The organism is Labrys methylaminiphilus subsp. lupini, assembly GCF_051161885.1.
Classification (GTDB): domain Bacteria; phylum Pseudomonadota; class Alphaproteobacteria; order Rhizobiales; family Labraceae; genus Labrys.
On record NZ_JBMDIH010000001.1, the window covers coordinates 325,046 to 348,707 of the forward strand.

Consider the following 23,662-nt stretch of genomic DNA (forward strand, 5'->3'; position numbering starts at 1 on the left):
TTTTCGTCGCCATGCTCAGCGGGTAGCCGCTTGGCAGGTGGGCGTGCCATGTCGCGCCTATTCTGAGGTATCCAATCATGAATCAACCCATCAAGAACCAGACCAAGCCCAATATCATCGTGAACGAGATCGATTTCGAGCGCCTGACGCAGCTCGCCACCTCCGCCCTCGATCGGTTCCCTGAAGTGGCCGAGGCGTTGCTTGGCGAGCTCGACCGGGCCGAGATCGTTCCGGCGGTGCAGGTCGGCGAATGTGTGGTGCAGATCGGCTCCGTCGTCACCTTCGAGACGGAGGGCGGCGCCTTGCGCGAGGTCAAACTGGTCTATCCGGGGGAGGCCGACATTGCCGAGGGCAAGGTCTCGATCCTCACGCCGATCGGCACGGCCTTGCTGGGCCTGTCGCCGGGGCAGTCGATCACCTGGAAGGCCCGCGACGGCCGCGAGCACGAATTGCGCGTCACGACCGTAAAGGCATCCTGAAAGGGGCGCCGCGATCTATTGCGCCGCGGCGGCGTCGGTGTTCCAGGCGGCCATGGCGTCGTTGAAAGCCTTCTCGCCAGTCGGCCCCTTCTCGAAGGTGAATACGGCGTTGCGGCCATTGGCGAAGGTGAACACCAGGTCGAACCATTGATTGGCCTGCAACATCTTGGCGTTGCGGCCCTTCTCGTCGGGTGGGTCGAGCAGACCCATCAGGAACACGCCCGTCGTGACCTTCATCAACGCCCCGTCGAGCTGCAAGCCAGGGACCTGCGGATCGGCCTTGACGTTCACGCTCTTGACGTCGCCGACGGCGCCGCTGGGATAGTCGGCCGGTACGCTCATCTGGATGTTCAAGAGGTAGTTTGCCGGCAGGGAACGGTCGGAATTGTGCCTGAGGGTGAGGAGCACCTTCATCTTGCGGTCGGGAACGGTGATTTCACCGACGACGACAGTGTCGAGCGGTCCGTTGGTACCGCTGGCCTGCGATTCCGTACGCCAGTTCACGGTGCCTTCGAAGAGGCGGCCCTTCATCGGGGCGCTCGGGTCTTCCTCCATCAGGCGCGCGCGTTGCCCCTCCGGCGCCTCCGACTGCGTCGAGGGCAGCAGCGGTGCGGGCGCTGTTGGAACCTGCGGCGCCGGTGCGGCAGGCTGCGGGGCGGCCGGCGTCGGTGCCGAAGGATTGCCGGTGGCGACTTCGGTCGGGGGGGCGGCCGGCGCGCCGCCGAGGCGGTCATTCAATTTGCCGGGCTCGGGTGCGGGCTTGGATGATGCTTGTGGTGCGGGCCCCGGCTGAGGTACCGGCGCCGGGCTGTCGTCGCTTCCGCGCAAATAGAGCGCAGTGGCGGCGCCTCCGCCGATGATGACGGCTGCCAGCGCGGCCATCACGGCATAACGCCGGAAATTGCCGTTGGAACTGCTGCGACGAGGCGCCTGAGGCCGCCGCTTCTCGGTCTTGCGCTCGGCGAAAGCCGGCAAGCCGTTCGGCCGGGACGAGGCAGGCGAGGGCGCCTCATCGTCCACGGCATCGTTGTCGGCAGGCTGGCCATCGGACTGGGACTGGGGAGCGGCCGGGCGCTCGGAGACGACCGGCTCGGGCGTGAACTCGGCTTCGTCGTAATGGTGCTCGACGCGCCGTATGGCCTCTTCGAGCAGGTTGCGTTCCCTCGCAATCTGCCCCTCCGTCAGCGCTGGATCAGCGGCATTGAGCTGGCGGAGAAGGGCGGAGCGGGCTTTCTCATAGAGCGCCTGGCGGGTTTCCTGCGTATTGGGGGAAAGACCCTGCACGGCTCGCTGGATGGGAGGAAAATAGTCCGTCGACACGCGTTCTGGCTCGATCTCTTCACAGAAGCATTTTCCAGAAAAGTTTATGGACTTTTCGGTTAGGAAAATGCGTCAAAACAAGACGTAAGAGCAAAATGCGATTCGGAGAAATCGCAGTTTGCTCCGGGCCCATGATCCGCTGCAGGCAGGCCCGGCTGCCAAGACGTGGTCGAAACCACGCCTGATCCTGCCCCTGGGAACAAGACCATCGCCGGATACGCCCGGCGCCGCGCGGATCGCAACCCGCACAGTGCCATCGCAGCAGATCACGCACTAATGCCCGAATCTGACGGGATTAGGTCTGCTCTTAGACTTGAAAGGGATTTTGCACAAGGATCGTGTCATCCCGGTCGGGGCTGGTGGAGAGCACGGCCACCGGCGCCCCGATCAGCTCTTCGATGCGGCGCACATATTTGATCGCCTGCGCCGGCAGGTCGGCCCAGGAGCGGGCCTTGGCCGTGGTTTCCTGCCAGCCCTCGATCTCCTCATAGATCGGTTTCACGCGCGCCTGGGCGGCCTGGCTGGCCGGCAGATAGTCGATTTCGCGACCATCGAGTTCATAGCGCACGCACACCTTGATGGTCTTGAAGCCATCGAGAATGTCGAGCTTGGTGAGGGCGATGCCGGTGATGCCGGAGGTGCGGATGGTCTGGCGCACCAAGGCGGCATCGAACCAGCCGCAGCGGCGGGCCCGGCCGGTGACCGTACCGAATTCGCGGCCGCGCTCGCCGATCAGGCGGCCGGTCTCGTCGGTGAGTTCGGTGGGGAAGGGGCCTTCGCCTACGCGCGTCGTATAGGCCTTGGTGATGCCCAGCACATAGTCGAGCGCGCCCGGCCCGAGGCCGGAGCCGACGGCGGCCTGCCCCGCGACCGTGTTGGAAGAGGTCACATAGGGGTAAGTGCCATGGTCGATGTCGAGCAGGGCACCCTGGGCGCCCTCGAACAGGATGCGGTTGCCGGCCTTGCGCGCCTTGTCGAGCAGGGCGCCGACGTCGTCCATGAAGGGCAGGACGAGCGGCGCCACGTCCGCCAGTTCCTGATAGAGGGCTTCCGGATCGATTTCGTTCTGGCCGGTGCCGCGGCGTAGGGCGTTGTGATGGTTGAGCAGGCGCGCGATCTTCGGGCGCAGGGAGCCGAGATCGGCCAGGTCCATCAGCCGGATGGCGCGGCGGCCGACCTTGTCTTCATAGGCGGGACCGATGCCGCGCCCGGTCGTGCCGATCTTGGTGCCATCGGTCGCCGATTCGCGCAGGCGATCGAGGTCCTGGTGCAGCGAGAGAATGAGCGGGGTGTTCTCGGCGATGCGTAATGTCGTGGGCGTCACCGAAACGCCCTGCTCAGTCAGCTTCTTCACCTCGGCGACGAAGGCGCGGGGGTCGAGCACCACGCCATTGCCGATCACCGAGAGCTTGCCGCGCACGATGCCCGAGGGCAGCAGGGACAGCTTGTAGACATTGTCGCCGATGACGAGGGTATGGCCGGCATTATGGCCGCCCTGGAAGCGTACGACGACGTCGGCCTGTTCCGACAGCCAGTCGACGATCTTACCCTTGCCTTCGTCGCCCCATTGCGACCCGACCACGACGACATTGGCCATGGTGATCTCCCTTCTCTCTCTGGCCCTCGGCCCCGAAATTCCGAGAGCAAAACGCGTTCAAGTGGAAACGTCGTTTTGCTCTAACTCTCTCGTTTCGATACGTTTTTCGATCGCTGGTGGTTCCACCAAATCGTAAAACACCTTCGCACGGAATTCCAAAACCCGGACACGCAAAAGCCCGGCTCATCCGATGGCCGGGCTTTTTCACTTCCTAACGGATCGAGCGGGCGTCGTAAACCCGTAAAAATCGCTGCAAACAGTGAATATTGAGGCTGTCATATATGACGGCCACTATTGACACAAAAGTGTCAACCGTCATTGATACCAGCGCCGCTGTAAAAACCTTTACGGAAAAATGGGCCGGCGCGGCACCATCTTAGGAGTTGGACAAATGAGCAGGAAAACGTGGCTGGGTATCGCATCGGTATCCGTGCTGGCCTTGGCGGCTTCGATGGGCAGCGCGTTGGCCCAGAGCCAGGAGCTGATCGACGCCGCCAAGAAGGAAGGCCAGCTCACCACGATCGCGCTGCCGCATGACTGGTGCGGCTACGGCGCCATCATCGAAGGCTTCAAGGCCAAGTATGGCCTCAAGGTCAACGAGCTCAATCCGGACGCCGGTTCGGGCGACGAAGTCGAGGCCATCAAGGCCAACAAGGGTAATACCGGCCCGCAGGCGCCCGATGTGATCGATGTCGGTCTTTCCTTCGGTCCGACCTCCAAGAAGGATGGCCTGATCCAGCCCTACAAGGTGGCGACCTGGGCTTCCATTCCCGACAATGCCAAGGACGCCGATGGCCATTGGTACGGCGACTATTACGGCGTGCTCGCCTTCGAGGTGAACAAGGACATCGTCAAGAATTCGCCCAAGGACTGGAGCGACCTGCTGAGCTCCGACTACGCGAATGCCGTGGCACTGGCTGGCGATCCCCGCACAGCCAACCAGGCGATCCAGGGTGTCTATGCCGCCGGCCTGTCCGCCGCCAAGGGCGATGCCAGCAAGGCTGCCGCCGAGGGGCTGAAATTCTTTGCCGAACTCAACAAGAAGGGCAATTTCGTGCCCACCATCGGCAAGGCCGCCTCGCTCGCCCAGGGCGCGACCCCGATCGTGCTGCGCTGGGACTACAACGCCCTTACCGATCGCGACACGCTCAAGGGCAATCCGGATGTCGACGTGGTGATTCCCGCCAGCGGTGTGGTCGCTGGCGTCTATGTCCAGGCCATCAGCGCCTACGCACCGCATCCCAATGCCGCCAAGCTGTGGATGGAGTATCTTTATTCCGACGAAGGCCAGATCGGTTATCTGAAGGGCTATTGCCATCCGATCCGCTTCAACGACCTCGTCGCCAACAAGAAGATCCCGGCGGACCTGCTTGCCAAGCTTCCGCCGGCGGAAGCCTATGCCAAGGCCGTGTTCCCGACACTTGATGAGCAGGGCGCTGCCAAGGCCGAGATCACCAAGGATTGGGACAGCGTGGTCGGCGCCGCCGTCAAGTAAGATCGTTTGTCATCTCCTGCGCGTCCTGTCCGGTTTCTCCGGGCAGGGCGCGTGCTATTGTGGTCGCCGCATGAATACCACCGCAAACACTGCCCCAGCTGCAGCTCCAGGCTCGGCCAGAGCCGGTGGAGGGCTGGCCGTGCTGGGCATGGCGCCCTTCGTGCTCTTCGCCTTGCTCTTCCTAGTGGTCCCGACGGCCTTGCTGCTGGTCGGGGCATTCTTCGACCGGGAGGGGCATTTCACCTTCGGCAACATCTTCGAGCTGTTCACCAATCCGGCGATCGTTTCGTCTTTCTGGCTCAGCATCAAGATCAGCTTCGCCTCGGCCCTCGGTGGTGCCTTCATCGGCTTCTTCGTGGCCTATGCGGTCATTCTCGGTGGGCTGCCCGAGTGGATGCGCGGCGCCGTGATGACATTTTCGGGGGTCGCCTCGAATTTCGCCGGTGTGCCGCTGGCCTTCGCCTTCCTGGCTACGCTGGGGCGGGTGGGACTCGTCACCGTCTTGCTGCGGGACTGGCTCGGCTTCAACCTCTATTCGACCGGCTTCAACATTCTCAGCTTTACCGGTCTGACCGTGGTCTATCTCTACTTCCAGATTCCCTTGATGGTGCTGGTGATCGCGCCGGCTCTCGATGGATTGAAGCGCGAATGGCGCGAGGCCAATGCCGTGCTGGGCGGCAGCAATTTCCACTATTGGCGGCACATCGCCCTGCCGATCCTGCTGCCGAGCATATTAGGCGCGACGTTGCTGCTGTTTGCCAATGCCTTCGGCGCGGTGGCGACCGCTTATGCGCTTACCGGATCCAGCCTGCCGATCATTCCCATCCAGCTCTTCGCCCAGATCCGCGGCGACGTGCTCAGCAATCCCAATCTGGGCTACGCCATCGCCTTCGGCATGGTGGTGATCACCAGTATTTCCAGCGGCGCCTATATCTGGCTGCGCAGCTATAGCGAGCGGTGGGTGCGATGAAGAAATCCTCCGTGCTGTCCTGGCTGATCATCCTGCTGGCAATCAGCTATTTCATCATCCCGTTGCTCTCCACCTTCGAGTTCTCGCTGCGAATGCTGCGCGGGCAATACAGTTTCGAAGCCTATCGCGTGGTGTTCGCCCAGGCGGAGTTCCAGAACGCGTTCATCCGTTCGATCCTGCTCGCGCTTGCTACGATCATTCTGAGCATCCTGCTGGTGGTGCCGGCGGCCTATCTGGTGCGCCTGCGCCTGCCGCGATGGCGGTCGCCGGTGGAGTTCGTCACGCTGCTGCCGCTGGTCATTCCGGCAATCATCATCGTGTTCGGCTATATCCGCATGTTCAACTCGTCGTCCTGGCTGCCTTTGACCGATAGCGAATGGACCACGGACCTCCTGCTTACCTTCGGCTATGTCGTGCTGGCGCTGCCCTATATGTACCGTTCCGTCGATGCAGGCCTGCGCGCTATCGACGTCAAGACGTTGACAGAGGCGGCCCAGAGCCTGGGTGCCAGCGGTTTCACCATCCTGTGGCAAGTCATCCTGCCGAACATTCGCTCGGGCGTGCTCAGCGGCTCCTTCATCGCTTTTGCTATCGTCATCGGCGAATTCACCTTTGCCAGCCTGCTCAACCGGCCGGTCTTCGGTACTTATCTGCAATTGATCGGCGCGAACCGGGCCTATGAGCCCTCGGCGCTCGCCATCGTTGCCTTCATCATCACCTGGGCCTGCATGGGCCTGCTGCAATTGGTCGGACGCTCGCGCGGCGCCCGGCCGGCACGCTGAAACTGCTACTGGAGGTCAAGATGTCCTTTCTCGAGATCACCGGGCTGCAGAAGAGCTTCGGCGCCAACCAGGTGGTGAAGCGTTTCGATCTGTCGGTCCAGAAGGGGGAATTCATCACCCTGCTCGGTCCCTCCGGCTGCGGCAAGACCACGGTCCTGCGCATGGTCGCCGGTTTCGAGTCGCCATCCGCCGGCTCGATCCGCATGGACGGCAAGGAAATCACCGGCCTGGCGCCCAACCAGCGCAATGTCGGCATGGTGTTCCAGGCCTATGCCCTGTTTCCCAACATGACCGTGGTCGAGAATATCGGCTTCGGCCTGAAGATCGCCAAGAAATCCCAGTCCGAGATCGACGCCCGCGTCAAGCAGATGCTGGAGATGATCAAGCTGCCGCAGATCGCTGATCGCTATCCCTTCCAACTCTCCGGTGGCCAGCAGCAGCGCGTGGCCCTGGCGCGCGCGATTGCGGTGCGCCCGAAGATCCTGCTGCTGGACGAGCCGCTCTCGGCGCTGGATGCCAAGATCCGTGTGTCCCTGCGTGACGAGATCCGGGTGCTGCAGCAGGAACTCGGCATTACCACCTTGTTCGTCACGCATGATCAGGAAGAGGCGTTGTCGATGTCCGACCGCGTCGTGGTGATGAGCGCCGGGCAGATGGAACAGGTCGGCACGCCCTTCGAGATCTACAATTTCCCCAAGACGCGCTTTGTCTCCTCTTTCGTCGGTACGCTGAATTTCCTCACGGGCAAGGTCGTCGATGCCGCTGCCGGGCGCTTCTCGGTCGATGGGCAGGAGGTGATCACCAGCCGTGGCCTGCAGGGTGCCAGCAATGGTGAGACGCGCACGCTGGCCTTGCGCCCCGAAGCCGTGGTGCTGGGCACCGGCGGCGAGGGGCGCAATAGCCTCACCGGTCGCATCGAGCTCGTCAGCTTCCTCGGCTCGATCGTGCGCATCCGAGTGCGCTTCGACGAGAACGTGGTCTCGCTCGACACCTTCAACAATCCGGGTGCCCCGCCCCCGCAGATGGGCGAGGACGTGACGGTGTCCTTCGGCCGCGGTGATCTGCAATTGCTGGAAGAGGTCGAGAAGGTCGCGGCCTGAGGGCTGCATCCTTCTCTCCTTGCGGGAGAAGGATGCAGCCCTCATTCCTTGAGCGGCCCGTTCCTCAAACGTGAAAGATCGAAGTCCCGGATATCCCTGAGCAGGTCGACCAGCGCCTGGGCGCCGAATTCGGCCGAGAGTTCGCCATGTTCCGGCGTTGCTTTCCCAGCATCGCCCGCCGCGCCCTCGGGGCGGATGTCCTGGGCCATCCAGCCGAAGCCGCCGGGACGGCCGGTGCGCAGATATTTGAAGGTCTGCTCCATTTCGTAGGTGACCGGACGGAAGTCCTTGGCCTTGTCCATGCGCACGAGGTCGGGCTGGAAGGCGAGCATCAAGGCTGTCTCGATCTCGCCGGCATGGATGCCCAGGCGCGTCTCGTCATCCGAAAAGGCGCCCTTGGGGTAGCCGAACATGTGCCAGGAGGTGAAGGCGACCAGCATGCTGTGGCGCACGCGCAATTCGCGGGCCACGATATCCATCGCCGCCATGTTGCCGCCGTGGGAATTGACGATCAAGAGCTTGCGGATACCGGCCCGGTGCACGCTTTCGCCGATCTCGACCCAGGCCCGGATTACAGTTTCGGCCGAAAGGCTGAGGGTGCCTGGGAATTCCAGATGTTCGTTGGATTTGCCGATGGTCTGGATCGGCAGGAAGGTCGCGGGAATGTCGGCGGGAATCAGCGGGATGGCGCGGTCGAGATAGCCCTGCATGATCATGCTGTCCACGCCAACCGGCAGATGGGGCCCGTGCTGTTCCACGGCGGCGATCGGCAAGACGGCGATCCAATCGGCGGTTTCGCCGGTGCGGAAATCCTCCGTCGTCATCTCGAACCATTGGCGGCGGGGCAGGGAAGCGGAGGCGGGCATGATCGATTCCAGGAAAAGGGATGCCCGAACCATACAGCCGCGGGGCGCCATTACAACGCCCCGCTGCATTCTCGGTCCGGCCAGCCGGTGCCTGCTACCAGACTTGCTGGCCGCGATAGGGGCCGGGCGGACGGGGTCTACGATAACGCTGGCCGGAATTGGGTGAAGTCGGATTGTTGGAGGGCGTTACCACCGGGCCCGGCGGCGGGTAGCGAGGCGGCCTCTGGACCACGGGGCCATCATTCCAGACAGGTGGGCGGCGGCGGGCCGGTGGGCTGTAGATCGGTGGCTCGTCGACATAGTCCGGCGCAGGATAAATCCGCCGCCTGCTGCGCGGGGCTTCCGGCGCATCGACCCGGCGCAGGTCGCGCCGTTTGGCATAGCGGGGCGGAGGTGGGCTCCAGGACTTGAAGCGGGGGGCTGCCGGCGTCGGCAAGGCGATGGGCGTGACGGCTGGCGCTGCTGGCGGCGGCGCGCAGGCAGCAGCAAGGCTGTCACCGACGGTCAGCGAGGCGGCCGAGGCGGCGGTATTGAGCCAGAGCAGCCATTCGCCGAGAAACTCAGCCGGCCAGGGCGCAACCGGGCCGGTGTCGTAGTCGATGACGGTTGCAGGCGGCGGCAGCACGAACACGGCAATGCCGCGCACGATCTTGATGCGTGTCACCGGGGCCGAGCCGACGAAGGTGCCGACTGGCACCGCCGAAGCTTCACCCTCACAGCGATTGCCGAGCTTGGCCGTCTCGATGAAGGTCCATTGCCTGTCCACGTTGAAATTGGCGAGGCTGATTTCCTGCTGGTCGGTTGCGGGCGGTGTCGGTGCCCATCCGGTCCAGTCGCCGCCGCCGCGCCAGATTACCCAGGCGGGGCTCCATTGCGTGCCGGGTATCCAGACCCAGCCATTGCTGCCGTCCGAGGCCCAGCGGCCGTAATGATGGATGATCTTGCCCCAGACGGTGGGATCGTCATAGGTCCAGCCGAAATTGCGGTCATAGACCCAGCGGCAGGCCGGATAGGGGTGCCAGCCAGCAGGCACCACCGAAGGCTTCCAGACCTCGCCATAGCGTTCGGAATAGATGTATTGGCCGTAGCCCGACAGCACGGTCTTGAATTCTTCGAGGCTGGGAGCCTGCGCCTGGATGGCGGCGACGGGCGCGGCCCGCGCCCGGTCCGCGAATGTGGCTGTAGTAGGCAGGATGGCACAGGCCAGCAGGAAGGAAGAAACGAGGCCAATCCCCAGATGGCGTGTCGTGCCGGCCATAGCAAACCCCTCCATGGGTTATTGCTTCGATCACGGCCGATGATGAACCTGTTTGGGGGAGCCGTCCGTATCAATTGGCACAAGGTGGCCACAAAATGAAACCGCCGGTACCGGATTTTGCTCCGGTCCGGCGGTCAGAATACACCAGCTTCGACTGGTTCAGTGCAACCTCTCGGTGCTCTTCAATCTTGCAATTTCGTCTTTCAGAAGGAGTTTCTTGCGCTTCAGCTCTGCGATTTTGAGGTCATCCGAGGAGGGATGAGCCAGTGCGATGGTGAGTTCTGTTTCGAGAGCGTGATGTTTGCGCTCCAGTTCGACCAAATGCGACTGCACAGGCATTAACGGCTCCTTGTGTCACAGTTCCGACATTCAACGTTCTCACGAAACGGTACGCATGTCGAAGGAAAATCGTGGATTCTCGCCGTGAATCGATTGTGCAAAGCAACAATAAATTTAGTCAGAACAATAGCTTACCGCACGGTAATGCAGTGTGGAAGAGCCAAAAAGAATGCTGGATCAAAGGCCTAGGAAGGGCTTGTGAAAGTTGTCCGGCAAGCTTTGCCAAACGGGTGTAAATAGATGGCGATATCTTGCCGCAGCGCTTGCGGGCGAGAAATCGGCTCGGCATAGTTCGGCACCGTGCCCGAAGGGGCATGGGGCGGCAGGACGGTCCAAATACCGAGGCTGCCATTCGGAATGGAAGGGTATGGGCTTGTCAAATCCACTCACCGAGGAGGAGGAAGCCGCGATGATTGCGGAGCTGGGGCAGTTGCGCCAGGAACACCGCGATCTCGACTCCGCGATTGCCGCTTTGGAACAGGTGGGAACTCCCGACCGTCTGCAGCTTCAGCGCCTGAAGAAGCGCAAGCTCCATCTCAAGGACCGCATGTCCCTGCTGGAGGACCTGCTGACGCCGGATATCATCGCCTGACGCTTTTTTGCGTCACCGGCATTGCCCGGGGCGCGGGTCACGATAGGGCGTGCGCGCGAACTGGGCCGTCAGACGGCCTTGCCGCTGGCGATCTCGGCCAGCACCCAGTCCCGGAAGGCCTTGATCATCGGCTTGTCCGCCTTTGTCCGCGGTGCCACCAAATGATAGGCGAATTCCGGCGCGATCTTCAGCGACAGGTCGAAGGGGCGCACCAGCCGGCCCGCCGCCAGATCATCGCCGACCAGGCTGGTGTTGCCGAGCGCCACACCCTGGCCGTCGACGGCCGCCTGCAGGGTCATGATCGACTGGCTGAAATGCAGGCCGCGTATCGGGTCGGGTTTGTCGGCCTTGGCGGCCATCAGCCACATGCGCCAATCCGGCCACATCGAATCCTGGCTGTGCCAGTCGAGATGGATCAGGGTGAAATATTGCAGGTCGTTGGGCTCTCGCAGAGGAATGGGTCCATGCAGAAGCTGCGGACTGCAGATCGGAAAGACGTCCTCGACGAACAGGCGGTCCGAGCGCAGGCCGGCATAGGCGCCACGGCCGAAGCGGATGGCGACGTCGACTTCCTGGCGGCTGAAATCGGCGAGCGTATCGGAAATATCGATGCGCATGTCGATGTCGGGAAATTGCTGGCGGAAGCGCGGCAGGCGCGGCACCAGCCATTTGGCCGCGAAGGATGAGCCGGAAGAGACGGTGAAGCTCTTGCGCTGGGTGGTGTTGGCGGCCCTGTGCAAGGCTTCGTCGATGGTGCGCAGGGCGCCGCCGGTCGCTTCGAGCAGTTCCTCGCCTGCATGGGTGAGCTTCATGCTGCGGCTGGTGCGAAAGAACAGCCGGGTGCCGAGGCGGTCCTCGAAAGCGCGGATCTGGCTGCTGACGGCGGCGGGGGTCACGTCGAGCTCGATCGCGGCCTTGGCAAAGCTCAGATGACGAGCGGCGACGGCAAAGGTCCACAATGCACCGAGGCCAGCTCCCGATCTGCTCATGCCCTACCTGTGATCATCAAGTTTTTGTTGATGGTGAAGAAAGGTTTGCTCCATTGATAATCTAGCATAAAGCATTGAAAATAGGAAACATATCGCAAGAGCGTATTTACGTTTTGTTGAGGGTACGAGTATGTCGAGCGTCGAATTCCACGAAGATGAATGGGGCCGGCATTGGAGCTATGCCCCGGCTCTGCACGGGACGCAGGTGCGCCTGCACTACTCGATCGCCGCCATTCTGGTCGAGGGGGCCACATCCTTCGTCGAAGCGATCTCCGCCGGCCTGGCACAGCTCAGGGGGCAGGATCAGACAGTCGCGATGGGGCATCAGCGCGACGTTTATGGCGATGACGATGTCCCGCCGATCCGCTATGCCCGCTATGAGGGCGTGCGCGACGAGTTCGGTCGCCAGCTTCCATAAAGGTGATGTTCCTGGATTCTATCGGATGACAAGAAAGGGCGCGATCACCGATCGCGCCCTTTCTTGTTGCCGGTATTAGGTCGCAACGGGGCCGGGAAAGCACGGCTGAAGCCGGCTGCCAACCTCCACAAGCAAAAGGGCTTTTCCGTGCTGGCGAAAAAGCCCTTTCAAGTGATGGATCTGAGCAGGCCGCCTGGCGCTCAGTCGTCCTTCTGCTTGATACCCTTGAGCTTGGCGAACACGTTGGCGACGTCCAGCTCGTCCTCCTCTTCTGCCTGGCGCGGCGTGTTGCCGAGCGAGGCGAAGGGATTGTCTTGCCTATGGCCGCGATCAGCCGTCGGTCCGGTGGTGATTTCGGCGGGCAGCAGCGTGGCGCTCTCGGGCTCGGGCGGCCGATCCTTGGAGGCGCGGGCGACTTCGAAGTCGAGATCGATCTGGGTACAGAGGCCGAGCATGACCGGATCGGCCGGGGCCAGCTGCGCGGTGTTCCAATGGGTGCGATCGCGAATGGCGGCGATCGTCGTCTTGGTGGTGCCGACCAGACGCATGATCTGGGCGTCTTTGAGTTCGGGATGGTTCTTCACCAGCCAGAGAATGGCGTTGGGGCGATCCTGGCGCCGCGAGACCGGCGTATAGCGCGGGCCCTTCTTGACCTTGGCGATGGCGATCTTGACCTTCGGCTCGGCCAGCCGGAGGCGGTGATGGGAATCGCGCTCGCCGCGGGCGATTTCCTCGCGGGTGAGCTGGTTGGCGATCACGGGATCCTGGCCCTTGATTCCGGCCGCAACCTCGCCGTCGGCAATACCCTTGACCTCCAGCGGATGCAGTTTGCAGAACTCGGCGATCTGGTCGAAGGTGAGGGCAGTGTTCTCAACCAGCCAGACGGCGGTGGCCTTCGGCATCAGCGGGGCGGTCGACATTGGCATCTCCTCGGAAAGCATGAGCCCGCTGCCGCCTCGCTCCAGCCTCCTGGAACGAAGCCCGACGCGAGCTGATTGTCGGGATTCATACCTCATATAGTCGTCGTTCGCCCGAAAGGGAAGCCTGTTGCACCGCTTTCCCGCCAGGATTGTCGACAGGGAGCCATCCTGGCTATGGTGATCCCCTCGGTGCGGGCAGGTGGGAGCGGACGGAATTTGCAGGATATCAAACATTGGCAGAGTTTTCTGGCGCGACGCATCCGCGGGCCGCACCGGAAAACTCTGCTTAGACGGGATCGGACGCCGCCGGGTGATGGAAGCGATGGTGGGCCTTGTGGTTGCCGGTGTCCCGGTCGCGGCGGTGGGCGCTCCCGAGAGCTTTCGCGAGGAAGTGGTCAGCCTGCTCCGCCGGCACCGGCCCGCTTTGAAATTCACTCTGCCCGGCGATGACCCCGAGAGCGTGCATGTCAAGGTCGGCGAAGATACTAAGCAGGTCTATCTCGGCAATCTGCAGCGCCAGCTCGGCACGGCGCGGGGGGCGGACCGGGAGAGTCAAATCCTTGCTTTCTTCGATGGTATCCTGGCCGTCCGGCCCGCCGATGACGACGAGCGCAGGCACTGGCAGGATGCGCGTGCAAAACTGCGCCTGCAGATCGTGCCTATCGAATATCGCCAGCAGGCCAAGGAGCTGATCTCGCGCGATCTGACGGCCACGGTGGTGATCGCCTATGCGCTCGATCAGGGTGAGCGCTATTCCCTCGTTACGACGGATGATCTGAAGACATGGGGCGTCAATGCCGACGCCGTCCACGAAGCAGCCTTGGCGGGGTTGGAGGCCGCCTCCGGCGCGCTGGCGATCGGGGCCAAGAAATCGGCGAGAGGCCGGGGCGCCTACGCGACCATTCTGACCCAGGATGGCTATGATGCCGCCCGCCTGCTGCTGCCCTCGATCCGGCAAAGGCTGCTGAAGGCGCTGGGGAGCGACCTTGTGATCGCCGGCATTCCCAATCGGGATTTCATGGTGGCCTGGACGCCCGACTTTTCGGCAAGGGCTGATTTTGCCGCGAAAGTGAGCGAAGATTCCAAGTCGCGCTCACATCCGCTCACGGACGAGCTTTTTGTGCTCGATGCCAATGGGTTTAGAATGGCGACGACGGCGGAACTCGCCGAGCAGCGCCGTATTTGATGTGAGGAGACGAAATGGCGATTTTCGACGAAGAGCCGCGAAAGGTGCCGGTGGCACATCAGATCGGGCAGGACCTCTCGACCTTGTCGCTGCATGAGCTCGACGAACGCATCGCGGCCCTGAAACAGGAGATGGTGCGCCTGGAGGAAGCCAAGGCCCGCAAGGCAGCCTCGCTTTCGGCAGCGAGTGCCTTCTTCAAGACTTGAGCCTGTAAGCCAAACCCGCCGTTCAGGCGGGGTGACGCAGGAGGCCGTTCAGCAAGGCATGAAAGGCCTTCACCGCCTGCTTGGACGCCGCCTGTGGATCGGCCGCATTGGCGATCCATTGCGAGGCATGCCAGGTGGCGCCATTGACCAGCCGGGCTGCGGCCTCCGGGTCGACATCGGCAAGAACACCGTCCCGCTTCAGCGCGGCCAATGTGGCACTCATCGAGGCGATGCAGCCATCCTGGCTCGGCCATTGTGAGGGATCGCCGAGGAAGGCCGGGCCGTCGCGAAACAGGATACGCTGGATTTCGGGCTCCAACGCCATCTCGATATAGGCCGAGCATTCGGCGACGAAACCCTGCCAGGGATCTTCAGCCTGGGCCGAAACGGCAGCGAGCCGCTTGGACATCTCGGCGTCGAGTTCCGTGATCACCGCCGCGAGCAGGCCCTTCTTGTCGCCGAAATGGTGATAGAGAGCGCCGCGCGTCAGGCCGGCAGCCGCCGTGAAATCATCCATCGACGCTTCCGCATAGCCGACCGTGCCGAAGGCGGCGCGTGCCGCGGCCACCAGCTTGGTGCGGGTCTCGGCGATCATTTGTGCTCGCGGTTTACGGGCCATGTCCTCTCCTTTGCATACACCGCGTATATTAGTTGACATACGAGACGTATGCAACTATGCCGAATACATACGTTGCGTATGTCAGCGCAACCTTTTCCCTTGGAGTGCCCGATGTCCAATCCCTACAGCCTGATCTTCCGAGCGCCGGGGGCAAAGGCCTTCGCGGCTGCCGGTTTCCTGGCGCGCCTGCCACTTGCGATGGTGACCATGGGTATCGTTGCCATGATCTCGCAGACCCACGGCGAATATTGGCTGGCCGGCGCCGTCTCGGCGACCTTCGCCCTCGGCAATGCCTTCATGTCTCCGCAGATCTCCCGCCTGGTGGACCGTCACGGCCAGAGCCGCGTCCTCATTCCCGCGACGAGTCTGTCGGTTGTCGCCTTCTCGGTTCTGCTCCTGGCCGCGCATTTCCATTGGCCGGCATGGATCTTGTTCGTTGCGGCCCTGTTCGCGACCACCATGCCCAGCATGCCTGCGATGGTCAGGGCACGCTGGTCGGAGCTCTATCGCGATACGCCGCAATTGCACACTGCTTTCGCCTTCGAATCGGTGGCCGACGAAGTCGTTTACATGGCTGGATCCATCCTTTCGGTCGGGCTGAGCGTGGCGTGGTTCCCTGAGGCCGGTCCGCTGGTTTCGACCGTGTTCCTTGCCGTCGGCACGGCGCTTTTCGTGATGCAAAAGTCCACCGAACCGCCCGGCCGCTTCACCGGCCCCAGTGCTTCCTCGGCCATCCGCTTGCCCTCGGTGCGCATCCTGACTTTCGTCCTGATCGCCGTCGGCACCATCTTCGGAACGGCAGAGGTCACGGTGATCGCCTTTACCAAACAATTGGGGCAGGCGACGGCAGCCAGCTTTGTCCTCGCTGGCTACGCCGCCGGCTCCCTCATTGTCGGCCTGGTGTTCGGGGCGTTGAAGCTGAAGACGCCGCTCGAGCGTCAATTCGTCATTGCCATTGCGGTAGCCGCGGCCACAACTGTGCCGCTGCTGTTCGTTTCCAATGTGGTGATGCTGGCGCTGTTGCTGTTCTTGTCGGGTGTATCGATCTCGCCGACACTGATCACCGCCATGGGTCTGGTCGAGCGGCATGTGCCGGCGGCCAAGCTCACCGAGGGGATCACCTGGGCGATGACCGGCATCGGCATCGGCATGGCGGTCGGCTCCTTCGCCTCGGGCTGGGTTATTGATCGCTTTGTTGCTGCCGACGGCTTCTGGATCTCTTTTGCGGCCGGTATCGTCGCGCTCACGGCTGCGCTGCTGGGTTCGTGCAGGCTGACGCCGGTAGCGAAGGAGGACGGGCTATGCGCGGCGGCCGCCTGACTAAAGCATTTTCCAAAGAAGTTGATAGATTTCTTGATTAAGAAAAATACGTCAAAACAAAGAGTTAGAGAAAAATGCGACTCGGATAAGGCACGCTTTGCTCTCGAACCGGCGGGCGTTAACCGAATATCAAGAATTCCGCGATAACCTCACGCCATTCCAGCTCGCTGGATGTTCGAGTGGCTCCTGTTCACTCTGTTTGACGCCTCCCTGTTTCGACTTGGACAAGCCGCGATCATCCGTATCGCGGCTTCTTTTTGTGTGTGGGGGGCGGATCTTCGGATCCGCCTGGAGGCGCGAGGCTCGATGGAAGAGCAGGGCGGGTCTGAAGACCTGCCTCCCACGACCAGGACAGCCCAAAAACAAAAGCGGACCCGAAGGCCCGCTCTCATCGTCCCAGCCATGTCTGCTAGAGCAAAACGCGTTCAAGCATGAACGCTTATTTACTCTAACTCTTTGTTTCCAAGCCAATCCAAAGGATTGGCTTGAGCGTCTTTGCGATTCTTGCCGATTCCGTCAAATCGCAAATCGCAAATCGCAAATCGCAAATCGCTCTAGGCTCAGCGCTTGAAGCTGATGCCGGCAAAGCGCTGGTTGAACTTTGACACGCGGCCGGCGCGGTCGAGGAGCTGCTGCGAGCCGCCGGTCCAGGCCGGATGGGTCTTGGGGTCGATGTCGAGCTGAAGGGTGTCGCCTTCCTTGCCCCAGGTCGAATGGGTGTGGAACTCGGTGCCGTCGACGAAGACAACCTTGATCTTGTGATAGTCGGGATGAATGTCGGACTTCATGGGGTCAAATCCTGCTCTGTGCCGGAGCGCTACCCCGGTCGGACAAGTCAAATTCGAATGAGTGGGCGGCTCGATAGCGCAATTTCGGTCCGGATACAAGCACCGCTCCCGCATTTCTCACATGCGGGAAACGCCATCTCGCCGGGGCTACAGCAATGTCCCCCGCAGAATGACCAGGGCGACGGTGAAATAGATGACGAGGCCGGTGACGTCGACCAGCGTCGCGACCAGGGGCGCAGAAGCGCTGGCGGGGTCGAAGCCTACCTTCTTGAGAATGAAGGGTAGCATGGAGCCGGTCAGCGAGCCGAAGGTGACGATCGCCGTGAGGGCGCAGCCGATGGTCAGGGCCAGCAGGGCCCAATGCGGCCCGTAGTCGTAGAAGCCGGCCTTCTGCCAGACCACGATGCGCACGATGCCGATCAGGCCGAGGATTGCGCCAAGCACGATGCCGGTCGGCAGTTCTCGTAGGGCGACCCGCCACCAGTCCTTCAGCTTCACCTCGCTCAGCGCCAGCGCGCGGATGAGCAGGGAGGTTGCCTGGGAGCCGGAATTGCCGCCCGAGGACATGATCAGCGGGATGAACAGGGTGAGCACCACTGCCTTTTCGAGTTCGCCCTCGAAGAATTGCATGGCGCTCGCCGTGAGCATCTCGCCCAGCAACAGCACCGACAGCCAGCCCGCGCGCTTCTTGATCATCGACCAGAAGCCGATCTGGTCATAGGGATCGTCGAGGGCCTCCATGCCACCGAACTTCTGGGCGTCCTCGGTGCCCTCGGCTACGATCGCGTCGATGATGTCGTCGAAGGTGCAGATGCCGATGACATGCATGCTGTCGTCGACCACCGGCACCGCCAGGAGGTCGTATTTGGCGATCAGGCGTGCCACTTCCTCACGGTCGGCCGTCGGCGCGACGGTGATCGGCTTGTCGAAGCGGGCGGCCGTCAGCACCGAGGCCTTGGGATCGGCGGTGATCAGGCGGCGCAGCGCCACGGCCTTGAGCAATTGGCGGGTCTTGGGATCGAGGACATAGACCGAATAGATCGTCTCGCGCGTGCGCTCGACCCGGCGGATGTGGTCGAGCGTCTGCTCCACCGTCCAGGACGAGGGCACGGACACGAATTCGGTGGTCATCAGCGCGCCGGCGGTGTCCTCGGGATAGGACAGCAGCCTGTCGAGCGAAGCGCGGGTCTCAGGATCGAGCCGATTGAGCAGATCGGTGCGCGGCGGATCGTCCATGTAGCGGAAGACATCCGCCACACGGTCCGAGGACATGCCGGCCATCAGCTTGAGCGCCCGTTCGGCGGGCAGGGCCTCGATCAGTGCCGCAGGATCGTCCAGGCCTGGCTGGTCGAGCACCTCGATGGCCCGCTCGTCGGGCAGGTGCACGAGGACATGCGCCTGTTCCTCGATCTCCTGCTCGTTGAGCAGCTCGACGATGTCGGCTACGTGCTCGAGGCCGAGGCAAACCTCGAGGATGTCGCGGTCAGCAACGTCAACGGTCTTTTCAGCCAGGTCTTCCATGGCTCTTCCTTCCTCTCGGCCGTTGCCGGCCGGAAGGACGAGCCCGCGAGCGGTCAGTCCTTACAAGCCGTCAACGGCGCGAACATTCGACTGCTACTGTCGCTTGGCATGATCTCGTTGATCTCGTGGGGTCCGGCCAGGGACGATTCCTTTGGAATAAATCCAAAGGCCGGAACAATCGCGACTTGCGCCTCTCCGCCGTCGCAGTCAAGCGCTTTTTTGCACTGCGCGATAATATGGAGAGCGCGGCAAACTGAAGCGGTTTGGGCCCGTGCGATTGCAGCAGCGCCCACAGCGGGGCATTGTCCCGCGCGCTCGAAAGGAAGAATACTACGTGGCCACGGAAACTGACCCGAAAACCCGAGAAAATACCGCGGAATCCTCCAGGAACAGCCGGACCTTGCGCCCGCTGATGGCGCTGGCACCCTATGCCCTGGCTTATCGTGGCCGCATCCTGCTGGCTTTCCTGGCTCTGACGCTGGCGGCGGCGGCGACGCTGGTGGTGCCGATCGCCATGCGCCGCATGATCGATCACGGCTTCTCGGCCGATCATGCCGTCGCCATCAATTCCTACTTCCTGGCCATGACCGGCGTGGTGCTGATTCTCGCTTTGGCCAGTGCCTGCCGCTATTATCTGGTGATGACACTGGGCGAACGGGTGGTCGCCGACGTGCGTACCGCCGTGTTTGCCCACTTGACCGAACTTTCGCCAGTGTTCTTCGATACGGCCAAGACGGGCGAGGTGCTCTCGCGCCTCACCGCCGACACGACCCAGATCAAGGCTGCGTTCGGTTCGTCCGCCTCGGTGGCCCTACGCAATCTTTTCCTGTTCGCCGGCGCTGCGGTGATGATGGTGTGGACCAGCCCCAAACTCTCGGCGCTGGTGCTGATCGCCATTCCCATCATCGTACTGCCGCTGGTTGCCTTCGGCCGGTCCGTGCGCACCCGCTCGCGCAAGGCGCAGGACACCCTGGCCGATGCTTCCGCCTATGCCGGGGAGATCATCGGTGCCATGCGGGCGGTGCAGGCCTTCACGGCCGAGCGCCTCGCCATAGGGCGCTTTTCGGGCGAAGTGGAGAATGCCTACCAGGCCGCTGCGATTTCGACCCGCTCGCGCTCCGTGTTGACGGCAATCGCCCTCTTCCTGGTATTCGCCTCGGTGGTCGGCGTGCTCTGGCTCGGCGCTCATGATGTGGTGGCGGGTGTGATGACCCCGGGCACCCTGTCGCAATTCGTGCTCTATGCCGTGTTCGGTGCCGGTGCCCTTTCGGAGCTTGGCCAGGTCTGGGCGGAGATCGTGCAGGCGGCCGGTGCCGCCGAGCGTCTGGGCGAACTTCTTGGCGAAAGGCCGGCGATATCGGCGCCGGCCCGGCCGCTGGCCCTTCCCGAGCCGGCGCGCGGTGCCGTGGCCTTCGAGGGCGTGACCTTCGCCTATCCCACCCAGCCGGACAGGCCGGTGCTGCACGATATCGATCTTGCGGTGAAGGCGGGCGAGACGGTCGCCATCGTCGGGCCGTCCGGAGCCGGCAAGAGCACGCTGTTCCAGCTCCTGCTGCGCTATTACGACCCCCAGTTCGGCCTGATAACGCTGGACGGCGTGATGCTGCCGCAGGCCGATCCCAAGCGCGTGCGCCAGCGCATCGCGGTGGTGGCCCAGGATCCGGTGGTCTTCGCGGCGACCGCCCGCGACAATATCCGTTTCGGCCGTCCTGACGCCAGTGACGCCGAGGTCGAGGAAGCAGCTCGCCTGGCCGCGGCCGACGGCTTCATCCGAGCCATGCCACAGGGTTACGACACGCCGATCGGCGAGCGCGGCGTGACGCTGTCGGGTGGCCAGCGCCAGCGCATTGCCATCGCCCGTGCCATCCTCAAGGATGCCCCCGTGCTGCTGCTCGACGAGGCGACCTCGGCGCTGGATTCGGAAAGCGAAAAGGCGGTGCAGGCGGCGCTCGACGGCCTGATGACCCAACGCACCACCCTGGTGATCGCCCATCGCCTGGCCACGGTGCAGGCTGCCGATCGCATCATCGTGCTCGATGACGGACGCATCGTCGAAGAGGGCACACATGAGGCCCTGGTGGCGCGCGGTGGCCTCTATGCCCGGCTGGCACAGCTGCAATTCAGGGACGCGGCCTGAGCCGGAGGAGCGGTGTGCCGGTCTTCAGACCGGCATTTCCCGTGTTGATGAACGCGGTGTTTTCAAGAATGTCGATCTGAAGATCGGCACACCAGCCGCGCTCCTATCGTCCCGCCGCGTTCACGACGGCGCAGATATGGGTACGCAGGGCGCTTTCGGTCGAGAACTGGCCGGGCTGCACATGGAATTCGAGATCGACGCGGGTCGCGCTGCCAGTCTTGCGGGCGATGACCCGGATTGTCTGGGGTCGGCCGGAATTGGCGCCGTCCTGGGTTGCGATCAACACACCGGCCTTCTTGTTGACGCTGACGACGTCGATACCCTCGGCGGACAGGGCACGCCCGACATTGTCGAGCGCCTTGGCCGGAGCAACCTTGGGAAAGACTGCCCAGGTGCTGTAGGTCAGGCCGGTGAGCAACGGCACGCCGGAACTCTTGAAATTCTGCGCGCAGCTTTGCGCAGCGGCGGGTGAGGCGATCAGGAGAGCGAGCGCGGCGGCGCCGGTAATATTCTTCAGCATGGAAACATCTCTGGCTGCCGCCGGGCCCCGGTCGGCGATGGCTTAAAGCGTTTTGCGATTTGACGGGATCACTTCAAATCGCAAAGGCGCTCTCGCCAATCCGTTGGATTGGCCTGGAAACAAGGAGTTAGAGCAAGGCACGGTTCGGATAAACCGCACTTTGGTCCGGGGACATCACAGTGGAGAGCGAGGCAATCCATCATGACCATCCGTGCATAAGCTACCTACCACTACGGGAATAGAAGAAATTCGATGGCTATTGGGTTGCTGTTTCGCAGGGTACTTGCCGACCGAGGATGACAAGGCAGATCGGTAGATGGGATACGCCGTGACATAAAGAGTTCGGCTACGGCCTCTCTTCGATCGGAGATTTGGGGTGGAACAGGCTCCTGGGAACGAAGATCGCGGCCTTGCGGACGAGAAGAGCCGGGCTTGGCGCGATCTTGGCTGGGGGATCGGGTGGTCATGCCTGCTTCTGGTACTGATCATTGCCCTGATGTGGAGCGCGCTTGCCTTGGAAGGCATCCTGCCGAGCGGGGCAGTGGCCCTGTTATTCTTTTTCTCCCTGGCCGCCATCATCCAGCTCGTCTTCCTTTATCCGGTCTTCTCGGCGATGGGCACTTTGTTCAAAATCTATGTCGGGCGCCGTCTATGGCGGCTGACATGGGTACGGTGGCTGGTATGGTCCTTCCTCGCCGTGATCGCGGTCAGCGGCCTCTACCAAGCCTGGTCGGATCTGATGTCCTGAAATGCGGCTCGTCTCCGATTCCCCGGCGGCCAGCCGCAACCTTCGACGGCCGAGTCACGAAAAAGGCCGGTCGCGAGACCTAATGCGGTTCACTTAAGAGCCTTGACGAACCGAGTGGCATATTTTTGAGATCGGCTTTTCACGGCACGAGGGTATGTTCGCCCCCGTTTTTGCTGCAGGAGCAGGTCGCCGAGGCGGTTGCGTAGGCGAACGAGGTGGGCGGGTATTTTGCCTGGGGCCTCGATCGCCATCCAACCCCATTCATGGCGCAGATAATGGAGTGCGGTGGTGAAGCTGAGTTGGGTGGGGTTGACCTCAGCCTCGCCCGCCACTTCGGCCATCTCCAGCCGAACCAGATTATAGGCCAATAAAGCGCCCCAGACTTCCTGATAGACGGTCTCGGGTGTACCGCTGCGCAGGGTCAACTCGCTGCCAAGCATATCCTGCTTGATCTCGCGATAACTCGTTTCGATCCGCCAGCGTTCTTCATATTGATGCACGATCTCATGGGCTGGATAGGCTTTGGTATCCATGAGGGACGTCAAGAGGATACGCTTTTTGCCATGGCGGTTGGTTGTCTCGATAGCCCGTGCCTCCCAGAAGGCCGGCAAGCTCGGGGCGGCTTTGCGCGCTTGCAGGGAGACGCTCATCCGCACTCGGTAATCGTTGGGATTTGCATCCAGCCGCTCCCATACCAGGGATCTCTTGGCCGGGATCAGCCAATGACGCTGCTCCCCCGTCATCTGAAGCTGCAGCAGCAGGCCGGCACTGAAGAAGCCCTTGTCGAACACCGTCAGGGATCGGTCCGGTACTCCGACAAGCAGATCCTTGGCATAGAGCATTTCGTTCTTGCCATAGGCCCCGAATACCGCATCGCGAACCAGATGAGTGGCAAGGGCCGTCAAGATGAGGAGGCGCACCTGCGGATAGCTTGATACCAACCCCTCAGAATGAGCCTGGCCGCCAAAATGCGCGCGGTTTTCCACGCTGTCGCTGGCACGCAACGTGCTCCCATCCAGCGCATAGCGGGCAAGACCGCGCCAAGCCTTCCCCGCCTGGTGACGCTCATCCCAGCACGAGGCACTCATTGCAAACAACTGGGCGAGAGGCGCTCGCCCCAAGCGCTGGCGCGCCTGGGTCAACGCACTCTTGGCTATGTCCGGATTAACCGCATCCGGCAACGCCAGATCAAGATGGGCGGCCACTTCCGCAATGGACTGATGTCGGTATAGCGCTAATGCGATAACCAGCCAGACAACCTGCTCGGCCGGCAGCTTGCGTTTGCGAACGCTGGCCTTGCCCGTCAGCGCAAGCGCCTGCGCTATCCAGTCCACATCAAGCGATCGCGATAAGGCCGAAAGCTCGGGATAGCGACCAATCGTGCGCGTCATTCCAAAACAAAATCAGGGTGGGAAACAAATCCCACCCTGCCTCGTAAATCCTACTTTTTCGTGCAGCCCATCCTTAAGTGAACCGCATTAGGTCGCGAGAC

At 62.5% G+C, this 23,662-nt stretch carries 24 protein-coding genes; 12 read left to right on the top strand and 12 right to left on the bottom strand.

Annotation, left to right across the window (positions count from 1 at the left end):
• Nucleotides 1-77: 77 nt before the first annotated feature.
• A complete protein-coding gene (gene rnk, locus ACN6KF_RS01435; protein WP_434955119.1) occupies nucleotides 78-479 on the top strand; it encodes a nucleoside diphosphate kinase regulator in 402 nt (133 codons plus the stop codon).
• 15 nt (nucleotides 480-494) lie between these two features.
• Here rnk and ACN6KF_RS01440 read toward each other — a convergent pair whose 3' ends face one another.
• Nucleotides 495-1,799, bottom strand: a complete 1,305-nt coding sequence (locus ACN6KF_RS01440) for a hypothetical protein (protein ID WP_434955120.1) — start codon at nucleotides 1,797-1,799, stop codon at nucleotides 495-497.
• A gap of 307 nt (nucleotides 1,800-2,106) precedes the next feature.
• Nucleotides 2,107-3,396 (bottom strand): adenylosuccinate synthase, encoded by a 1,290-nt coding sequence (locus ACN6KF_RS01445; protein WP_434955121.1) that lies wholly within the window; start codon nucleotides 3,394-3,396, stop codon nucleotides 2,107-2,109.
• Between the two features lie 451 nt (nucleotides 3,397-3,847).
• Here ACN6KF_RS01445 and ACN6KF_RS01450 point away from each other — a divergent pair, with 451 nt between their 5' ends.
• The 4 genes from ACN6KF_RS01450 to ACN6KF_RS01465 all read left to right on the top strand — a co-directional run bounded on the left by ACN6KF_RS01450 (nucleotide 3,848) and on the right by ACN6KF_RS01465 (nucleotide 7,743).
• A complete protein-coding gene (locus ACN6KF_RS01450) occupies nucleotides 3,848-4,891 on the top strand; it encodes an ABC transporter substrate-binding protein (RefSeq protein ID WP_434959586.1) in 1,044 nt (347 codons plus the stop codon).
• A 70-nt stretch (nucleotides 4,892-4,961) separates the two neighbouring features.
• Nucleotides 4,962-5,861, top strand: a complete 900-nt coding sequence (locus tag ACN6KF_RS01455) for an ABC transporter permease (protein ID WP_434955122.1) — start codon at nucleotides 4,962-4,964, stop codon at nucleotides 5,859-5,861.
• Nucleotides 5,858-6,643: an ABC transporter permease gene (locus ACN6KF_RS01460; RefSeq protein WP_434955123.1), complete on the top strand. Its 786-nt coding sequence runs from the start codon at nucleotides 5,858-5,860 to the stop codon at nucleotides 6,641-6,643. The genes ACN6KF_RS01455 and ACN6KF_RS01460 overlap by 4 nt, the downstream gene beginning before the upstream one ends.
• Nucleotides 6,644-6,663: 20 nt before the next feature.
• Nucleotides 6,664-7,743 (top strand): ABC transporter ATP-binding protein, encoded by a 1,080-nt coding sequence (locus ACN6KF_RS01465; RefSeq protein WP_434955124.1) that lies wholly within the window; start codon nucleotides 6,664-6,666, stop codon nucleotides 7,741-7,743.
• Nucleotides 7,744-7,784: 41 nt separating this feature from the next.
• Here ACN6KF_RS01465 and ACN6KF_RS01470 read toward each other — a convergent pair whose 3' ends face one another.
• From ACN6KF_RS01470 to ACN6KF_RS01480, 3 genes are all read right to left on the bottom strand, one after another.
• Complete coding sequence (locus ACN6KF_RS01470; RefSeq protein ID WP_434955125.1) at nucleotides 7,785-8,609, bottom strand: creatininase family protein; 825 nt, start codon at nucleotides 8,607-8,609, stop codon at nucleotides 7,785-7,787.
• Between the two features lie 94 nt (nucleotides 8,610-8,703).
• On the bottom strand, nucleotides 8,704-9,867 hold the full coding sequence (locus ACN6KF_RS01475) for a DUF6600 domain-containing protein (RefSeq protein WP_434955126.1): 1,164 nt from the start codon (nucleotides 9,865-9,867) through the stop codon (nucleotides 8,704-8,706).
• 159 nt (nucleotides 9,868-10,026) lie between these two features.
• The gene (locus tag ACN6KF_RS01480; protein WP_434955127.1) at nucleotides 10,027-10,206 is read right to left on the bottom strand and encodes a YdcH family protein; all 180 of its coding nucleotides are present in this window, start codon (nucleotides 10,204-10,206) and stop codon (nucleotides 10,027-10,029) included.
• A 367-nt stretch (nucleotides 10,207-10,573) separates the two neighbouring features.
• On the opposite strand from ACN6KF_RS01480, the gene ACN6KF_RS01485 reads away from it, so the two are divergent.
• Nucleotides 10,574-10,798, top strand: a complete 225-nt coding sequence (locus tag ACN6KF_RS01485) for a YdcH family protein (RefSeq protein ID WP_434955128.1) — start codon at nucleotides 10,574-10,576, stop codon at nucleotides 10,796-10,798.
• Between the two features lie 68 nt (nucleotides 10,799-10,866).
• Here ACN6KF_RS01485 and gcvA read toward each other — a convergent pair whose 3' ends face one another.
• Entirely contained in the window at nucleotides 10,867-11,787 is a 921-nt protein-coding gene (gcvA, locus tag ACN6KF_RS01490; RefSeq protein WP_434955129.1) for a transcriptional regulator GcvA, read from the bottom strand.
• A 130-nt stretch (nucleotides 11,788-11,917) separates the two neighbouring features.
• On the opposite strand from gcvA, the gene ACN6KF_RS01495 reads away from it, so the two are divergent.
• The gene (locus ACN6KF_RS01495; protein WP_434955130.1) at nucleotides 11,918-12,205 is read left to right on the top strand and encodes a hypothetical protein; all 288 of its coding nucleotides are present in this window, start codon (nucleotides 11,918-11,920) and stop codon (nucleotides 12,203-12,205) included.
• Nucleotides 12,206-12,405: 200 nt separating this feature from the next.
• Here the strand turns inward: ACN6KF_RS01495 and ACN6KF_RS01500 are convergent, their stop codons facing one another.
• Nucleotides 12,406-13,125, bottom strand: coding sequence for a DUF1013 domain-containing protein (locus ACN6KF_RS01500; protein ID WP_434955131.1), 720 nt, complete (start codon nucleotides 13,123-13,125; stop codon nucleotides 12,406-12,408).
• Nucleotides 13,126-13,447: 322 nt separating this feature from the next.
• Between ACN6KF_RS01500 and ACN6KF_RS01505 the strand changes: the two genes are divergently transcribed.
• A complete protein-coding gene (locus ACN6KF_RS01505; RefSeq protein WP_434955132.1) occupies nucleotides 13,448-14,311 on the top strand; it encodes a DUF1444 family protein in 864 nt (287 codons plus the stop codon).
• Between the two features lie 14 nt (nucleotides 14,312-14,325).
• Nucleotides 14,326-14,517 (top strand): DUF1192 domain-containing protein, encoded by a 192-nt coding sequence (locus tag ACN6KF_RS01510; protein ID WP_434955133.1) that lies wholly within the window; start codon nucleotides 14,326-14,328, stop codon nucleotides 14,515-14,517.
• A gap of 22 nt (nucleotides 14,518-14,539) precedes the next feature.
• On the opposite strand, the gene ACN6KF_RS01515 is transcribed toward ACN6KF_RS01510, so the two are convergent.
• A complete protein-coding gene (locus tag ACN6KF_RS01515) occupies nucleotides 14,540-15,136 on the bottom strand; it encodes a TetR/AcrR family transcriptional regulator (RefSeq protein ID WP_434955134.1) in 597 nt (198 codons plus the stop codon).
• A gap of 111 nt (nucleotides 15,137-15,247) precedes the next feature.
• Between ACN6KF_RS01515 and ACN6KF_RS01520 the strand changes: the two genes are divergently transcribed.
• Entirely contained in the window at nucleotides 15,248-16,456 is a 1,209-nt protein-coding gene (locus tag ACN6KF_RS01520; protein ID WP_434955135.1) for an MFS transporter, read from the top strand.
• A 560-nt stretch (nucleotides 16,457-17,016) separates the two neighbouring features.
• Here ACN6KF_RS01520 and rpmE read toward each other — a convergent pair.
• Nucleotides 17,017-17,244: a 50S ribosomal protein L31 gene (rpmE, locus tag ACN6KF_RS01525; RefSeq protein WP_434955136.1), complete on the bottom strand. Its 228-nt coding sequence runs from the start codon at nucleotides 17,242-17,244 to the stop codon at nucleotides 17,017-17,019.
• Nucleotides 17,245-17,391: 147 nt separating this feature from the next.
• Entirely contained in the window at nucleotides 17,392-18,765 is a 1,374-nt protein-coding gene (gene mgtE, locus ACN6KF_RS01530; RefSeq protein ID WP_434955137.1) for a magnesium transporter, read from the bottom strand.
• A 334-nt stretch (nucleotides 18,766-19,099) separates the two neighbouring features.
• Here mgtE and ACN6KF_RS01535 point away from each other — a divergent pair, with 334 nt between their 5' ends.
• Nucleotides 19,100-20,902, top strand: coding sequence for an ABC transporter transmembrane domain-containing protein (locus ACN6KF_RS01535; protein WP_434955138.1), 1,803 nt, complete (start codon nucleotides 19,100-19,102; stop codon nucleotides 20,900-20,902).
• A gap of 103 nt (nucleotides 20,903-21,005) precedes the next feature.
• On the opposite strand, the gene ACN6KF_RS01540 is transcribed toward ACN6KF_RS01535, so the two are convergent.
• Nucleotides 21,006-21,422 carry a hypothetical protein gene (locus ACN6KF_RS01540; RefSeq protein ID WP_434955139.1) on the bottom strand — a complete coding sequence of 139 codons (417 nt, stop codon included), beginning with the start codon at nucleotides 21,420-21,422 and terminating at the stop codon, nucleotides 21,006-21,008.
• Between the two features lie 376 nt (nucleotides 21,423-21,798).
• Between ACN6KF_RS01540 and ACN6KF_RS01545 the strand changes: the two genes are divergently transcribed.
• On the top strand, nucleotides 21,799-22,170 hold the full coding sequence (locus ACN6KF_RS01545) for a hypothetical protein (RefSeq protein ID WP_434955140.1): 372 nt from the start codon (nucleotides 21,799-21,801) through the stop codon (nucleotides 22,168-22,170).
• Nucleotides 22,171-22,259: 89 nt separating this feature from the next.
• Here ACN6KF_RS01545 and ACN6KF_RS01550 read toward each other — a convergent pair whose 3' ends face one another.
• Nucleotides 22,260-23,561, bottom strand: coding sequence for an IS4 family transposase (locus ACN6KF_RS01550; protein WP_434955141.1), 1,302 nt, complete (start codon nucleotides 23,559-23,561; stop codon nucleotides 22,260-22,262).
• Nucleotides 23,562-23,662: the final 101 nt, after the last annotated feature.

Excerpts from the sequence above, each read along its gene's own strand:
- rnk (WP_434955119.1), top strand. The coding sequence starts at position 78 with ATGAATCAACCCATCAAGAACCAGACCAAGCCCAATATCATCGTGAAC.
- ACN6KF_RS01445 (WP_434955121.1), bottom strand. The coding sequence starts at position 3,396 with ATGGCCAATGTCGTCGTGGTCGGGTCGCAATGGGGCGACGAAGGCAAG.
- ACN6KF_RS01450 (WP_434959586.1), top strand. The coding sequence starts at position 3,848 with ATGGGCAGCGCGTTGGCCCAGAGCCAGGAGCTGATCGACGCCGCCAAG.
- ACN6KF_RS01455 (WP_434955122.1), top strand. The coding sequence starts at position 4,962 with ATGAATACCACCGCAAACACTGCCCCAGCTGCAGCTCCAGGCTCGGCC.
- ACN6KF_RS01460 (WP_434955123.1), top strand. The coding sequence starts at position 5,858 with ATGAAGAAATCCTCCGTGCTGTCCTGGCTGATCATCCTGCTGGCAATC.
- ACN6KF_RS01465 (WP_434955124.1), top strand. The coding sequence starts at position 6,664 with ATGTCCTTTCTCGAGATCACCGGGCTGCAGAAGAGCTTCGGCGCCAAC.
- ACN6KF_RS01470 (WP_434955125.1), bottom strand. The coding sequence starts at position 8,609 with ATGCCCGCCTCCGCTTCCCTGCCCCGCCGCCAATGGTTCGAGATGACG.
- ACN6KF_RS01475 (WP_434955126.1), bottom strand. The coding sequence starts at position 9,867 with ATGGCCGGCACGACACGCCATCTGGGGATTGGCCTCGTTTCTTCCTTC.
- ACN6KF_RS01480 (WP_434955127.1), bottom strand. The coding sequence starts at position 10,206 with ATGCCTGTGCAGTCGCATTTGGTCGAACTGGAGCGCAAACATCACGCT.
- ACN6KF_RS01485 (WP_434955128.1), top strand. The coding sequence starts at position 10,574 with ATGGGCTTGTCAAATCCACTCACCGAGGAGGAGGAAGCCGCGATGATT.
- gcvA (WP_434955129.1), bottom strand. The coding sequence starts at position 11,787 with ATGAGCAGATCGGGAGCTGGCCTCGGTGCATTGTGGACCTTTGCCGTC.
- ACN6KF_RS01495 (WP_434955130.1), top strand. The coding sequence starts at position 11,918 with ATGTCGAGCGTCGAATTCCACGAAGATGAATGGGGCCGGCATTGGAGC.
- ACN6KF_RS01500 (WP_434955131.1), bottom strand. The coding sequence starts at position 13,125 with ATGTCGACCGCCCCGCTGATGCCGAAGGCCACCGCCGTCTGGCTGGTT.
- ACN6KF_RS01505 (WP_434955132.1), top strand. The coding sequence starts at position 13,448 with ATGGTGGGCCTTGTGGTTGCCGGTGTCCCGGTCGCGGCGGTGGGCGCT.
- ACN6KF_RS01510 (WP_434955133.1), top strand. The coding sequence starts at position 14,326 with ATGGCGATTTTCGACGAAGAGCCGCGAAAGGTGCCGGTGGCACATCAG.
- ACN6KF_RS01515 (WP_434955134.1), bottom strand. The coding sequence starts at position 15,136 with ATGGCCCGTAAACCGCGAGCACAAATGATCGCCGAGACCCGCACCAAG.
- ACN6KF_RS01520 (WP_434955135.1), top strand. The coding sequence starts at position 15,248 with ATGTCCAATCCCTACAGCCTGATCTTCCGAGCGCCGGGGGCAAAGGCC.
- rpmE (WP_434955136.1), bottom strand. The coding sequence starts at position 17,244 with ATGAAGTCCGACATTCATCCCGACTATCACAAGATCAAGGTTGTCTTC.
- mgtE (WP_434955137.1), bottom strand. The coding sequence starts at position 18,765 with ATGGAAGACCTGGCTGAAAAGACCGTTGACGTTGCTGACCGCGACATC.
- ACN6KF_RS01540 (WP_434955139.1), bottom strand. The coding sequence starts at position 21,422 with ATGCTGAAGAATATTACCGGCGCCGCCGCGCTCGCTCTCCTGATCGCC.
- ACN6KF_RS01550 (WP_434955141.1), bottom strand. The coding sequence starts at position 23,561 with ATGACGCGCACGATTGGTCGCTATCCCGAGCTTTCGGCCTTATCGCGA.